The following is a 428-nucleotide window of genomic DNA, read 5'->3' on the forward strand; positions in this document are numbered from 1 at the left end:
CTTGTCATCTAGGAGGAAAGTGTAATGAACCGCAAAATAACAGATAAACTGGCGACCGGAATGTTTGGTTTGTGTGCAGCCATTATCGCTGCCATTTTAGTAGGTTTGTTTTCCTATATTATTATAAACGGTGTTTCTCAGCTCAGCTTTCATTTTATTACGACAAAATCGAGCGCCATTGCAGCCGGAGGAGGCATACGCGACCAGCTGTTTAACTCCTTTTATATTTTATTGATTACGATGCTGATTACAATCCCGCTCGGTGTGGGAGGCGGAGTGTTCATGGCTGAGTATGCGCCTAATAATAGAGTGACTGATTTCATCAGAACATTTATCGAGGTGCTTTCATCTCTCCAGTCTATTGTCATTGGGATGTTTGGATTATTGTTGTTTGTCATTTTAACAGGCTGGGTTTATTCGATCTTAGG

General features: G+C 41.4%; 1 pseudogene. It reads left to right on the forward strand.

The annotated features are described in order from the left end of the window. Positions 1 to 24: 24 nt before the first annotated feature. A pseudogene (locus tag RVS70_RS22635) lies at positions 25 to 428 on the forward strand (ABC transporter permease subunit); the annotation flags it as partial.

It is taken from the genome of Virgibacillus sp. M23 (genome assembly GCF_034190895.1).
GTDB classification, from domain to species: domain Bacteria; phylum Bacillota; class Bacilli; order Bacillales; family Amphibacillaceae; genus Virgibacillus; species Virgibacillus salarius.